General features: G+C 68.9%; 9 protein-coding genes. 3 read left to right on the top strand and 6 right to left on the bottom strand.

Annotation, left to right across the window (positions count from 1 at the left end; genetic code table 11):
- Positions 1-212 precede the first annotated feature (212 nt).
- Positions 213-1,979: a proteasome ATPase gene (arc, locus tag ACQF4J_RS36120; protein WP_200705210.1), complete on the bottom strand. Its 1,767-nt coding sequence runs from the start codon at positions 1,977-1,979 to the stop codon at positions 213-215.
- Positions 1,980-2,222: 243 nt separating this feature from the next.
- Between arc and ACQF4J_RS36115 the strand changes: the two genes are divergently transcribed.
- Positions 2,223-2,528 (top strand): ferredoxin, encoded by a 306-nt coding sequence (locus ACQF4J_RS36115; RefSeq protein ID WP_351569074.1) that lies wholly within the window; start codon positions 2,223-2,225, stop codon positions 2,526-2,528.
- A gap of 59 nt (positions 2,529-2,587) precedes the next feature.
- Here the strand turns inward: ACQF4J_RS36115 and ACQF4J_RS36110 are convergent, their stop codons facing one another.
- The 3 genes from ACQF4J_RS36110 to ACQF4J_RS36100 all read right to left on the bottom strand — a co-directional run bounded on the left by ACQF4J_RS36110 (position 2,588) and on the right by ACQF4J_RS36100 (position 6,040).
- Positions 2,588-3,160, bottom strand: coding sequence for a hypothetical protein (locus ACQF4J_RS36110; protein ID WP_427167703.1), 573 nt, complete (start codon positions 3,158-3,160; stop codon positions 2,588-2,590).
- A gap of 220 nt (positions 3,161-3,380) precedes the next feature.
- Complete coding sequence (locus tag ACQF4J_RS36105; RefSeq protein WP_351569085.1) at positions 3,381-4,280, bottom strand: tRNA (adenine-N1)-methyltransferase; 900 nt, start codon at positions 4,278-4,280, stop codon at positions 3,381-3,383.
- Between the two features lie 38 nt (positions 4,281-4,318).
- A complete protein-coding gene (locus ACQF4J_RS36100; RefSeq protein WP_427167701.1) occupies positions 4,319-6,040 on the bottom strand; it encodes a site-2 protease family protein in 1,722 nt (573 codons plus the stop codon).
- Between the two features lie 175 nt (positions 6,041-6,215).
- On the opposite strand from ACQF4J_RS36100, the gene ACQF4J_RS36095 reads away from it, so the two are divergent.
- Together ACQF4J_RS36095 and ACQF4J_RS36090 are read left to right on the top strand one after the other, a co-directional pair.
- Complete coding sequence (locus ACQF4J_RS36095) at positions 6,216-7,280, top strand: RecB family exonuclease (protein WP_427167699.1); 1,065 nt, start codon at positions 6,216-6,218, stop codon at positions 7,278-7,280.
- 14 nt (positions 7,281-7,294) lie between these two features.
- The gene (locus tag ACQF4J_RS36090) at positions 7,295-7,966 is read left to right on the top strand and encodes a response regulator (protein WP_030606450.1); all 672 of its coding nucleotides are present in this window, start codon (positions 7,295-7,297) and stop codon (positions 7,964-7,966) included.
- A 64-nt stretch (positions 7,967-8,030) separates the two neighbouring features.
- Here the strand turns inward: ACQF4J_RS36090 and ACQF4J_RS36085 are convergent, their stop codons facing one another.
- Both ACQF4J_RS36085 and ACQF4J_RS36080 read right to left on the bottom strand, forming a co-directional pair.
- Positions 8,031-9,611, bottom strand: coding sequence for an ABC transporter substrate-binding protein (locus tag ACQF4J_RS36085; protein ID WP_351569094.1), 1,581 nt, complete (start codon positions 9,609-9,611; stop codon positions 8,031-8,033).
- Between the two features lie 67 nt (positions 9,612-9,678).
- Positions 9,679-11,283: an ABC transporter substrate-binding protein gene (locus ACQF4J_RS36080; protein WP_351569097.1), complete on the bottom strand. Its 1,605-nt coding sequence runs from the start codon at positions 11,281-11,283 to the stop codon at positions 9,679-9,681.
- Between the last annotated feature and the right edge of the window lie 277 nt (positions 11,284-11,560).

Raw genomic sequence — 11,560 nt, 5'->3', positions numbered from 1 at the left:
GGGACGCCGCTCAAGTACCGCTGGCGCTCCGGTGCGTGTGCGGTGCCCGTCCCCGCACTGCGCGACTCGGCGGTACCGAAGAGCCTAGAACGGCTTTGCGCTGGTGGGGAGATCATTTGCGTCATTGCCTTGCTCGCCTTGGTTCCGGTTGGTTGCCTGAAAAACAGTCGGCTGCGGGTACCCCGGTGAGGGCACCCGCAGCCGCCCTGTCTTTACAGGTACTGACCGGTGTTCGCCACCGTGTCGATGGAGCGTCCGGTGTCGGCGCCCTGCTTTCCGGTGATGAGGGTACGGATGTAGACGATCCGTTCGCCCTTCTTTCCGGAGATTCGGGCCCAGTCGTCCGGGTTGGTGGTGTTGGGCAGGTCCTCGTTCTCCTTGAACTCGTCCACGCATGCCTGGAGGAGGTGGGAGACGCGGAGGCCCTTCTGGTTGTGGTCGAGGAAGTCCTTGATGGCCATCTTCTTGGCGCGGCCGACGATGTTCTCGATCATGGCGCCGGAGTTGAAGTCCTTGAAGTAGAGGACTTCCTTGTCACCGTTGGCGTAGGTGACCTCCAGGAAGCGGTTCTCCTCGGATTCCGCGTACATGTGCTCGACCGCTGTCTGGATCATGCTTTCGACGGTGGTCGTCTTGCTGCCGCCGTGTTCGCCGAGGTCGTCGGCGTGGAGCGGAAGGCGTTCGGTGAGGTACTTGCCGAAGATGTCCTTGGCGGCTTCGGCGTCCGGGCGCTCGATCTTGATCTTCACGTCGAGGCGGCCGGGGCGCAGGATGGCGGGGTCGATCATGTCCTCACGGTTGGAGGCGCCGATCACGACCACGTTCTGCAGGCCTTCCACGCCGTCGATCTCGGCGAGCAGCTGGGGGACGATCGTGTTCTCGACGTCGGAGCTGACACCGGAGCCGCGGGTGCGGAAGAGGGACTCCATCTCGTCGAAGAAGACGATGACGGGTGTGCCCTCGCTGGCCTTCTCCCTCGCACGCTGGAAGACGAGGCGGATCTGCCGCTCGGTCTCGCCGACGTACTTGTTGAGGAGTTCGGGGCCCTTGATGTTGAGGAAGAAGCTCTTGCCCTGGGCCTGGCCGGTGACTTCGGCGACCTTCTTGGCCAGCGAGTTGGCGACGGCCTTGGCGATGAGTGTCTTGCCGCATCCGGGCGGGCCGTAGAGGAGCACGCCCTTGGGCGGGCGGAGCTCGTGCTCCTTGAAGAGGTCCGGGTAGAGGTACGGGAGCTCGACGGCGTCGCGGATGGCTTCGATCTGGCCGCCGAGGCCGCCGATCTGCTCGTAGCCGATGTCCGGTACTTCTTCGAGGACGAGTTCTTCGACCTCGCTCTTGGGAACGATCTCGTAGACGTAGCCGGAGCGGGGTTCGAGCAGGAGGGCGTCACCGGGGCGGATGTTCACGTCCAGCAGTGGCTCGGCGAGCCGTACCACCCGCTCCTCGTCGGTGTGCCCGAGCACCAGGGCGCGTTCGCCGTCCTCGAGGATCTCCTTGAGGGTGACGATGTCCCCGACGCGCTCGAACTCCATGGCCTCGACCACGTTGAGCGCTTCGTTGAGCATTACTTCCTGGCCGCGCCGGAGCTCTTCGAGGTCGACGCTGGGGCTGACGTTCACCCGGAGCTTGCGGCCCCCGGTGAAGATGTCGGCGGTGCCGTCCTCGTTCGCCGTGAGGAAGACTCCGAAGCCGGCCGGTGGCTGTGCGAGCCGGTCGACCTCCTCCTTGAGGGCCACGATCTGGTCGCGGGCCTCACGGAGCGTGTTGGCGAGTCGCTCGTTCTGAGCGGACACGCCGGCCAGGTTGGTCTGCAGCTCGACGATCCGCTCTTCGAGAATCCTCGTGTGTCGCGGAGAGTCGGCGAGCTTGCGTCGCAGGACGGCGATCTCCTGCTCAAGGTAGGCAATCTGCCCGGCCGGGTCGTCGGACCCGCGTCCCGGGCGGATGCCGCGGTTCATGTCGTCGTCGTGGGCTGCCACGGTCCTCACCTCCTCCAAGGGGAGCTGGACGCTTCCAGACCCTACCTGGGTGGGTGTCGATTGAAACCCCTAGATCACAAAGACGGTCGGGGTGTGTCCGATCTTCACCCTTGCGCTCTCCCTCACGCCAGGGGAATACCCACCGAACATGATTGGAAAGCTGCCGGAGGTAGGGTCACAGTGTTCAACACCCGTCAGAGCTGGCCCGATTCCCGTCGGCTCGACTTTCAAACGGCAGGAGAGATGAGCGTGCAGCAGGAGGCCGTGGCCGGCGGCGAGGAGCTGGAGGTCTGGATCGATCAGGACCTGTGTACCGGCGACGGGATCTGCGCGCAGTACGCGCCGGAAGTGTTCGAGCTGGACATCGACGGTCTGGCTTATGTGAAGGGCCCGGCGGACGAGTTGTTGCAGGACAAGGGTGCTGCAACGCCTGTTCCGTTGCCGCTTCTGACGGATGTGGTGGACTCGGCGAAGGAGTGTCCGGGCGAGTGCATCCATGTGCGGCGGGTTTCGGACAGGGTCGAGGTCTACGGTCCGGACGCTGAGTGAGGTAACGGGTGCGGGCCGTTACGGTTGTCTGATTTCTCACATGGGCCGGGGGGCGGGACTCAGACGCTGTGGGTGGCGGCGGGTGTCGAGCGGACGAACGTGCCGTTCTTCCACTGCCACTTCACGTGGTCGGTGACGTCGGGGCAGCAGCGGGGTACGTCGTCGGTGGAGTAGCCGAGGAGGGTGGCGGTGACGGCGCCGTCGCGTATCGCGAAGTCGCTCACCGTGTCGCCGGCCTTGGGGTCGAGCAGGGTGGCGACCACGCGGGGTGTGCCGTCGGTGGCGCGGGTGAGGACGTAGACGCCGTCGGGCGGGGTGCCCATGGGTGCGTCGCAGTGCACGATCGCGACCGTCTCGGGGTTGCCGTCGCCGTCGAGGTCCCCGGTGGTCTTCTTGCGCACGACCGCTTTCACCGGACCGCAGGTGATCGGGAAGTCGACTCCGGCCGTGCCGGGCGCGGCGGCGGCGTGGACGGTCCTGGTGTGCGGGTCGGCGGTCTGGGCCGCCGTCGCCGAGTTGGGCTGCAGGACCGAGGAGAGGGCCATGACGCCGGCGACCGCCGTGGCGGTGGCGACCCAGTGGATGGGACGGGTGTGCGTGTGTGCCAGTTCCGGGACGGCGGATTGCTGCACTAGGAGCGTCTCCTGTGAGGGCTGTGCCGGTGGGGGTGGCACGCATCGTGCCACACGTCACAGTGCGGGGGAACGGCGGGGTACGGGATGACGAACGGGGACCGCCGGTTTTGTTCGGTTTGTGGCGTGCTGTCAGGAGAAAGGCGCCGAGGTCGAGTTCCGGTGGGTTTTCCGGTAACTCGACCGCGGCGCCCGTGCGTTGCTGCGGTGTGGGGCGGTGTCAGCGGCTGCCGCCGTCGGCGTTGGGGCCGGCGTAGTCCTCGCCGTAGGCGCCCTTGGCGGGACGGCGGCGGCGCATGGGGGGCTCGACGCCGTCTGCGAGGCGGCGGGCGGTGAGGAGGAAGCCGGTGTGGCCGATCATCCGGTGGTCGGGGCGGACGGCCAGGCCCTCGATGTGCCAGTTGCGGATCATCGTCTCCCAGGCGGTCGGCTCGTTGAAGGAGCCGATCTCGCGGATGGACTCGACGGTCCGGGCGAGCTGGGTGGTGGTGGCGACGTAGCAGCAGAGGATGCCGCCGGGGACGAGCGCCTTGGAGACGGCCTCGAGGCACTCCCAGGGGGCGAGCATGTCGAGGATGACGCGGTCGACGTCGGTGTCGGAGAGGTTGTCCTGGAGGTCGCCGACGGTGAGCTGCCAGGCGGGGTGGGGGCCGCCGAAGTAGCGCTCCACGTTCTGCTGGGCGATCTCGGCGAAGTCCTCGCGGCGCTCGTAGCTGTGGAGCATGCCCTGGTCGCCGATGGCGCGCAGCAGGAAGCTGCTGAGCGAGCCGGAGCCGACTCCGGCCTCCACGACGCGCGCGCCGGGGAAGATGTCGGCGAAGGCGAGGATCTGCCCCGCGTCCTTGGGGTAGACGACGGCTGCCCCGCGGGGCATGGACAGGACGTAGTCGGGGAGCAGGGGGCGCAGCGCGAGGTAGGCGACGTTACCGGTGGTGCGGACAACGCTGCCCTCGGGTGCGCCGATCAGCTCGTCGTGCGGGAAGGAACCCTTGTGGGTGTGGAAGTTCTTTCCGGCTTCGAGCGTGAACGTGTAGTGGCGGCCCTTGGGGTCGGTCAGCTGAACCTGGTCCCCGACCTTGAAGGGCCCGCGCCTGCGGGCGGCACCGGTCGGTTCGGACATGTGAACAGCCTACCGGGGTTTGCGGGGGCCGCCGACCACTAGGAGGAGGGCCTGGCCATGGCCTTCACGAAGGCGCGTTCGACGTCGGCCGCGGACAGGACGCCGTAGATCTCGCCGGTCTCCTCGACGACCAGGTATTCGGTGGCGGGGGTGGCGCGCAGGACGTCGAGGAGGTCCTCGCCGGCGAGTTCCGCGGAGACGCGCATGCCGTCGGTGAGTTCCTGGGCGAGGCCGCTGACGGCGACCCAGGGGCGGCGGTGTTCGGGTACGCCGACGATGGCGGCCTCGCGGACCAGGGAGAGGGGGCTGCCCTCGGCGTCTACGACGACGAGGGCGCGGGCGCCTGCGGCGTTGGCGCGGCGCAGGGCCTCGGAGAGGGGGGTGTCGGTCTCGACGGGGACGGCGCGGCGGGTGAGGTTGCGGGCGCGCAGTTCCGGGAGGTGTTCGCGCAGGCGGGCCATGCGGAGGCTGTTGCCGGCGCCGGTCCAGATGATCGCGGCGAGGATGGCGGCGAGCAGGGCGTCGGTGACGGTGTCCATGCCGACGCTGTCCTCGGCGGTGGAGCCGAGGGCGCCGGACTGGGTGAGCAGCGGCAGGCCGATCAGGACGGAGACGGCGAGGGCGCGGCCGACCCAGGCGGCGGCGACGGTGCCGCTCATGGGTTTGCCGGTGATCTTCCAGACGACGGCGCGGAGCATTCGGCCGCCGTCGAGGGGGAGGCCGGGCAGGAGGTTGAAGGCGGCGACGATGAGGTTGGAGATCATCAGACCGGCGAGCAGGACGCCGGGGACGGTGCCGGGTTCGACGGGCTGCATGGCGACGTAGAAGATCCCGGCGAGGACGAGGGAGAGCAGGGGGCCGACGAAGGCCAGGACGAACTCCCTGCCGGGGGTCTCGGCTTCCTTCTCGATCTCGGAGACGCCGCCGAAGAACTGGAGCTGGATGCGGCGGACCGGGAGTTTGAAGCGGAGGGCGGCGACGGTGTGGGCGAGTTCGTGGACGAGGACGGAGGCGTAGAAGGCGACGGCGAAGAAGAGGGAGACGAGGTAGCGGGCGGCGCCGAGTTCGGGCAGGACGCGGTCGAGCTGGCCGCCGAAGACCCAGGTGATGAGGGCGGCGACGAGGAACCAGCTGGGGGCGACGTACACGGGTACGCCGAAGGGGCGGCCCATGAGGAGTCCGCCTCGGGGGGATTCGCGACGCTGGGGCGGGGGGTTCTTGGCGCCGGAGTGGGCGAGGGCGCGGTCGGGGTGCGTGAGGTGGCCCGGCGTGGAGGAGGCTCGATGGTCGGCGTCCGGACCGGTGGGGTGGCCGCCTGCGGGCGCGTCGGTGGGGTGGTCGGCGGGCGTGTCGGGACCGGTGGGGCGGTGCGCGGGCGTGTCGTCGGCGTCCGTCGGCTGGTCCTCGTCCCGCTGTGCCGCGGTGGCGGCCTCGCTCTGGGGGGCGGCGGGCCGCTCCTGGGGGGCGGGGTCGCCCGTGGGGTCGGCGTCCTGGTTCCCCGTCTGCTCTCGCGGGCCCACCTGTGCGTTCGGGTCGCCGGCGGCCGGGGCTGCCCCGGTGTCGGTGGTCGGCGCTTGCGTGCTGTCGCCCATCGAGGGGTCCCCCTTGGCGGCGTCCCTGGTCGTGGTGGTCCGTCGTGCGTCCGTGGGCTGTGCGTCGGCCTGGGTGGGTGAGGGGGTGGCCGGGGCCGGTCCCGTGTGGGGCTCGGCCGGCTCGTCGGTGCCGGGCCGCTGCTGCCCGCTCCCGCCGCTCTGGTCCACGGTGTCCCCTCGTTCGAAGCGTCTTCCGCGCCTGCCGGGCGGAAGGGTCTGGGGTCGATGGTATGCGGCCGTCGCGGTGCGTTCCGCCCCGGCACCCCCGGTGTCTCCCCGGCGGCCGCACCCGTTGCGGCGGTGGGCGGGTCACTGTCAGTGGCGGGCCGTAAGGTCTGTGGGCATGGAGAACAGCGCGGAGGGCACGGCCGAGGCCCATGGCGGGGGTCCGGCACCGGCGGATCTTCCTGTGGTGGCCGAGCAGACGAGGGTGACGACGGCGGTGAGGACCGCGGTGACGACCGCGGTGGCGGCGGACGCGGCCGTGGAGACGGCGGACGCGGCCGTGGAGACGGCGGACGCGGCCGTGGAGACGGCGGACGCGGACCGGCCCGCCGCCATAGCGCCGGCCAGTCTGTCGCCGTCGCGTGCCGGTGACTTCATGCAGTGCCCTCTGCTCTACCGCTTCCGTGTCATCGACCGCCTGCCGGAGAGGCCGAGCGAGGCGGCGACCCGAGGGACGCTGGTGCACGCGGTGCTGGAGCGGCTCTTCGACGCCCCCGCCGCGGAGCGGACGGCGCCGCGCGCCAAGTCCCTGATCCCGGGTCAGTGGGACCGGCTGCGGGAGAGCCGGCCGGAGGTGGTGGAGCTGTTCGAGGACGATCCCGACGGCGAGCGGCTGGCGCGCTGGCTGGGCGAGGCCGAGCGGCTCGTCGAGCGGTGGTTCACACTGGAGGATCCGACCCGGCTGGAGCCCGCGGAGCGGGAGTTGTTCGTGGAGGCCGAGCTGGACTCCGGGCTGACGCTGCGCGGGATCATCGACCGGGTCGACGTGGCGCCGACGGGCGAGGTGCGGATCGTCGACTACAAGACGGGCAAGGCGCCCCGACCGGAGTACGCCGAAGGCGCCCTGTTCCAGATGAAGTTCTACGCCCTGGTGGTGTGGCGCCTGAAGAAGGTGATCCCGCGGCGGCTGCAGCTGGTGTATCTCGGCAGCGGGGATGTCCTGACGTACGACCCGGTCCTCGCCGACCTGGAGCGGGTGGAGCGCAAGCTGCTCGCGCTGTGGGAGGCGATCCGTGAGGCCACCGAGTCCGGCGACTGGCGGCCCCGGCCGACGAAGCTGTGCGGCTGGTGCGATCACCAGGCGCACTGCCCCGAGTTCGGGGGCACTCCCCCGCCCTATCCGCTGCCGGTGAGGGCGGTCGGGTCGGGTGACGTCCCGCAGGGCAGAATGGGGCCGGACTAGCGAAGGAGTGTCACGTGGCCATCCGCGTCCTACTGGTCGACGACCAGCCGCTGCTGCGTACCGGTTTCCGGATGATCCTGGAGGCGGAGCAGGATCTCGCGGTCGTCGGCGAGGCCGGAGACGGCCTCCAGGCCCTCGACCAGGTGCGGGCGCTGCAGCCCGATGTGGTTCTGATGGACATCCGGATGCCCCGGATGGACGGGGTGGAGGCGACCCGGCAGATCACCGGGCCCGGGCGGGACGGCCCGGCGAAGGTGCTGGTGCTGACCACTTTCGACCTCGACGAGTACGTGGTCGAGGCGCTGCGGGCGGGGGCGAGCGGGTTCCTTCTGAAGGACGCGCCGGCCAATGAGCTCGTGCAGGCGATCCGGGTGGTGGCGGCGGGCGAGGCGATGCTGGCGCCGAGCATCACCCGGCGGCTGCTGGACAAGTACGCCACTCACCTGCCCTCCGGTGACGAGCCGGTGCCGGACACGCTGCACACGCTCACCGACCGTGAGGTGGAGGTGCTGAAGCTGGTGGCGCGGGGGCTGTCCAACGCGGAGATCGCGGCGGACCTGTTCGTCAGCGAGACGACGGTGAAGACGCATGTGGGCCATGTGCTGACCAAGCTGGGGCTGCGCGACCGGGTGCAGGCCGCGGTGTACGCGTACGAGAGCGGGCTGGTGCGCCCCGGCGCCCAGTAGGGCATGCGACGGCGGAGGGCGCCCCTTGTGACCAAGGGGCGCCCTCCGTGTGTGTGGCCGTCCGTCAGCCCTTGCTGAGCTCCCAGAAGCGGAAGACGGTCGAGGCGTCGAGGCAGTATTCGAGGCCGTAGACGTTCTCGCGGGTGACCGCGTACTGCTTGGCCTGCCAGACCGGGAGGACGGGCAGCTGCTGGGCGACGATGTCCTGCAGCCTGGCGTAGTCGTTGTCGGTCGCGGCGCGGTCGCTCTCGGCGGCGGTGCGCGGGATGAGTGTGCCGGTGATCGTGTTGTTGCTGTAGTTGTTGCTCAGGACGTTGCCCTTGCCGAAGAAGGGGGCGGTGAAGTTGTCGGCGTCCGGGTAGTCCGGCACCCAGCCCTTGACGTACACGCCGTACTTGCCCTTGGCGATGTCCTTCTCGTACTGGTCGAAGGCGACGGACTTGACGTCGGCGGCGAACAGGCCGCTGGCGTTGAGCTGTCCGGCGATGGCCTTGAGCTCCTGGTCGGTGGCGGGGCCGTAGCGGGAGGGGGTGGACCAGAGGGTGAGCTTGACCTTGCCGGTGATGCCCGCGTCCTTCAGGGCGGCGGCGGCCTTGGCGGGCGAGGGGCTGGCGCCGTAGGTGTCGAAGAACGCCGTGTTGTGGCCCACGATGCCGGCCGGGATGATCGAGTAGAGCGGGGTGGCCGTGCCCTCGTAGACGTTCTTGATCAGGGCGTCGCGGTCGAGCAGGTAGGCGATGGCCTTGCGCACGCCGAGCTTTCCGGCGACCGGGTCCTTCATGTTGAAGACCAGGTGCTGCACCTCGGCGCTGCTGCCCTCGACGACCTCGGTGGTGGCCTTGTTGTCGGCGTTCTGCAGGTCGGCGATGTCGCCGGCGCTCAGTCCCCGGTAGGCGATGTCGATCTTGCCGTCCTGGAGGGCGCGCTTCAGTTTGGCCTGGTCGCCGTGGAACAGCTTGAGCGTGACGCCGGAGTTCTTGACCTTCGCGGTGCCCTTGTAGTTGCCGTTGACCGAGAAGACGGCCTTGTCCTTGCTGAAGGAGTCCAGCTTGTAGGGGCCGGAGCCGACCGCCTTGCCGTCCTTGCGGAGCTTGTTCCCGTCGTACTCGTTGTGGTCGACGATGGAACCCGCGCCAGAGGCGATCTTGCTGGGGAAGGTGGCGTCCGGCTCCTTCAGGTGGAAGACGACCGTCTTGGCGTCCGGTGTCTCGATCCTGCCCAGCATCGGGAACATGATCGCCGGACCGGCGTCGTCGTTGATCTTCAGCATGCGGTCGAAGGAGAACTTGACGTCCTCGGAGGTGAGCGCGTCACCGTTGCTGAACTTCAGGCCGTCCTTGAGCGTGCACCGGTAGACCTTGGTCGCGGTGTCGGCGAACTCGCACGACCGGGCGGCCTCGGGCACCGGCTCGGTGCCTCCGTTGGGGAAGGCGAGCAGCGACTGGAAGACGTTGTTGAACAACAGCCAGGAGCCGGGGTCGTAGCCCGAGGCGGGGTCGGTGGCCAGGACGTCGTCGGACATCCCCATGACCACGGAGGACCCGGTGCCGCCGGAATCGCCGTTGCCCGCGCCGCAGCCGGTCAACAGGCCGGAGGCCAGCCCCGCCACTACGGGCAGGACCGGCCACTGGTTGCGCATGTTCACAGCATGTGCCTTGTCGTCGGTATCGGGACCCCGGGGCCGCCGTCCCCGGGCCCCGGGCACAGGGAGATCAGCCGCTCACACCACGGCCGAGCTCCCAGAGCTGGAGGGTGGAGGAGGAGTTGAGTGCGTAGGCGGTTCCCGTGACGTTGTCGCGGGCGGCGACGTACTGCTTGCCCTGCCACAGCGGGATGAGCGGAACGTCTTCGGCGACGATGTCCTGGATCGTGGTGAGGTCGGAGGCGGCGGCCAGGCGGTCGGCCTCGCGGCGGGAGTCCGGGATCAGGGTGTTGATGATCCGGCTGTTCCGGTACGGCAGCTTGAGGAAGTTGTCGGCGTCGAGGAACGGCGCGAGGTAGTTGTCGGCGTCCGGGAAGTCGGGGAACCAGCCCATGCCCCAGACGTCGTACTGGCCCTTGCGCTCGGCCGGGATGTAGGCGTCCCACTTCGTGCCCTGGATGCTGACGTCGAACAGCCCGCTGTCGTTGAGCTGCTGCTGAAGGATCTTGAACTCCTTCGCGGTGGCCGACCCGTAGTGGTCGGTCGTGTAGTGCAGCGTGAGCTTGACCGGGGTGGTGATGTTCGCCCTGGTCAGCAGGGCCTTGGCCTTGGCGGTGCTGGGGTCGCCGTACTTGTTGAAGAACGCGTTGGAGTGGCCGGTGATGCTCGCCGGGACCAGCGAGTACAGGGGCTCGGCCTGGGTGCCGTAGACCTTGGAGACGAGTTCGCCGCGGTTGATCAGCTGGGCCATCGCCTGGCGGACGGCCTTGTCCTTGACCGACTTGGCGTCGGTGTTGAAGGCCAGGTAGCGGATCTCCAGGCCGGACATCTCGACGAGGTCCTCGTTGTCGTCGGTGCTGTCGGACAGCTTCTGGATCTGCTCCGGTGACATGGTGCGGGTCATGACGTCGATGTCACCCTTGTCCAGCGCGGCGCCCATGGCCGTGGCGTCCTTGAAGGACACCATCTGGACCTTGGTGTTGTTCACCTTCAGCACCCCCTTGTAGTTGGGGTTCTTGGTGAAGGTGGCGGTGACGATCGCGTTGTCCTTGACGTCCGTCGACAGCGTGTAGGGGCCGGAGCCGTCGACGTCGAAGCCGTCGCGCAGCTTGTTCTTCTCGTAGTCGTCGGGGTTGACGATGCCGGCGACCGGGGTCGACAGCTTGAACGGGAAGGTGGCGTCGGCGGTCTTGAGGTGGAAGATGACCTCGTTGTCACCGTGCGTCTCGACGGTGTCGATGGTCGATAGCAGGCCGACCGGACCGCCCTCGGCGTTGATGGCACGCGCGCGGTCGATGGAGTACTTCACGTCGGCCGCGGTGACCTTGTCGCCGTTGGCGAACTTCAGACCGTCGCGCAGGGTGCACGCGTAGCGCTCGTTGCCACTGTCGGTGAAGCCGCAGCTCTGGGCCGCCTCGGGCACCGGGTCGCCCTCGCCCTTCGGCTGGATCATCAGGGTCTGCACGGTCTGGCGCAGGATGTTCCAGGTGCCGACGTCGTAGGCGTACGCCGGGTCCAGGGGTGCGGGGGCGTCCTTCGTCGCGGTGAACGTGTCGGTGGTGCCGACCTTGATCGCGTTTCCACCACTGCTGCCGCTGTCGGAGCCGCCGCAGGCGGCGAGCACGGGCGCGAGCAGGCCGACGACGGCCGGCAGCACCAAAGACTTGCGGTTCATGCTCGTGTTTCTCCAGAGCTGTTCAGGTCCGTGTAACCGGCATGCAGGGGTGTCGCGGCGGCACACGGGGGTAGGGGCGACGGTTCTCGCGACGAGATTAGTCCGCACCTGCGCGGGGGTTCGCGGTCATGGGAGTTGAGACGCCATCACGCAGTGAAACCGGGCGTGGACACACCGAAAACCCGACAGCGGAAGGATTAGTGCAGCTTTCCATCAATCGGGACACAAGGTCCCACCACAGGCCCGGGAAAGGGCGTGCGCAGCACAGCGGACCCCA

The organism is Streptomyces sp. C1-1, from assembly GCF_050214755.1.
Classification (GTDB): Bacteria; Actinomycetota; Actinomycetes; order Streptomycetales; family Streptomycetaceae; genus Streptomyces.
Note: the sequence above shows the minus strand (reverse complement) of the source record. Positions and strands in the feature narration are given on the sequence as shown.

Excerpts from the sequence above, each read along its gene's own strand:
- ACQF4J_RS36115 (WP_351569074.1), top strand. The coding sequence starts at position 2,223 with ATGAGCGTGCAGCAGGAGGCCGTGGCCGGCGGCGAGGAGCTGGAGGTC.
- ACQF4J_RS36105 (WP_351569085.1), bottom strand. The coding sequence starts at position 4,280 with ATGTCCGAACCGACCGGTGCCGCCCGCAGGCGCGGGCCCTTCAAGGTC.
- ACQF4J_RS36095 (WP_427167699.1), top strand. The coding sequence starts at position 6,216 with ATGGAGAACAGCGCGGAGGGCACGGCCGAGGCCCATGGCGGGGGTCCG.
- ACQF4J_RS36080 (WP_351569097.1), bottom strand. The coding sequence starts at position 11,283 with ATGAACCGCAAGTCTTTGGTGCTGCCGGCCGTCGTCGGCCTGCTCGCG.